This is a genomic window from Flavobacterium sp. (assembly GCF_013822155.1).
GTDB lineage: Bacteria > Bacteroidota > Bacteroidia > Flavobacteriales > Flavobacteriaceae > Flavobacterium.
Genome location: NZ_PNJW01000141.1, coordinates 1 through 1,437 on the forward strand (window position 1 = coordinate 1; position 1,437 = coordinate 1,437).

At 34.6% G+C, this 1,437-nt stretch carries 1 protein-coding gene; it reads right to left on the reverse strand.

Annotated features, from left to right (window positions below):
- Positions 1 to 32: 32 nt before the first annotated feature.
- A complete protein-coding gene (locus C0512_RS15335; protein ID WP_290863138.1) occupies positions 33 to 1,043 on the reverse strand; it encodes a DUF4238 domain-containing protein in 1,011 nt (336 codons plus the stop codon).
- Positions 1,044 to 1,437: the final 394 nt, after the last annotated feature.

Sequence of the window (1,437 nt, forward strand, 5' to 3'; positions counted from 1 at the left end):
TCAATCGAATCTGACCCCTTGATTATTTAAGATTATTTAATATTTTCAAAATGTTCGCCAGCTTTCTTTATATTTTGACCAACCAATTTTTTATAGGGCTCTAGAATTTCCTTTCGATCAGAAAAAATATGTGTAATTGCGTGCTTTGACAGTTTAGTATTTAGTTCAATTACAGTATTTTCATCTATCGCTATAATACCTTTTTCAAATCTGTGCGACGCACTAATGAAATATGCATACTTTGGTGAAATAGGGTAGTAAAAATCAAACTCAGATTCAGAGGGTGCTTTAAAAACATCATCACGTATACTAGGATGTACATTTATCAATGGTTGATCTGAAGTAATAAAAGGAACAGATGTATTATTTAAAAGCAATGAATGATTTTCCTGTTTTCGGCTAAAGTACAAGCTTGCTCCAAAATTCATACCATACATATAGCTTATAAACCACCATGCATCTTCCATTGCTTTTTTAAATTTTATACCAAGCTCTGTAGAATTATTTGATGTAGCAAGAATAGCTATGTCCTTAAAATTTTTAGTTCTTGTAACTTGGTGTCCTAAAAACACCATAAATTTAATCATATTTTTATCGTCATCTAAAATATTTAAATTCCCATTTGTCAGTTCATTTAATATTGGCCAGGCATCTCTTTCACAGCACGCGTGCAAATTTTCAAGCAAGTTACATTTAGTTGCATGAATAGCTTTTTCAACATCCATATTTTTAGTGGCACTTAAGTTATATGCCTCTTCCGCTTGTTGTAATTTGCAGAAGTCTGAAAAATATGCTTTATGTTGTTCTTGCAGCTTCTCTGGTGATTGTGCTGAAATGCGTTTAATAACTTCAAGCTGAAAAGAGTCTATTGGCTTTAATTGGTAAAAGTCCTTATCCATTGCTAAGCCTAAAACGCTATCATATTTAATCTTTCCTGTAATGGTTGTGTAGTAAATATCCCTACCATTAGTTGACCATCGCTTTAAATAGTTAGCCCAAACATAATGATGCTTTCTTTTTGCTTGAAAAGTTTTATCTTGCATATATGCTCGTAAAAAGTTTTGGTTAAATCAATTATCTAATTAACAAGGCGTGACCTACTTATACATAGCGAATAAGGTTAGATTGTGAGCGCAACGCGAACCACAATCTGAACCCGAAGAGTGGGGTCGGAAGATTGGGGTCGGGAAGATTGGGGTCGGGTCTTGTAATTATGCATACGAACCAAAGCCCTAAGGCCTCTAACTAAAAGCAAGTAGTGGAGGAGCCTATATAAGCCGTCAGGTTACGAACCGCACGGGAAAAGTAGCATTCATAAACGGTGGGGTTCACAAGCATACCAGCGCCCAACAATACCAACTACTGATATGAGCCAATAATCAAGGGGTCAGATTAAATTGATTTTAAGTAAACTCTTTCCTTTAATCTAATCAATAA

Bases quoted from the DNA above. Each gene is read 5' to 3' on its own strand.
- C0512_RS15335 (WP_290863138.1), bottom strand. From the start codon at position 1,043: ATGCAAGATAAAACTTTTCAAGCAAAAAGAAAGCATCATTATGTTTGG.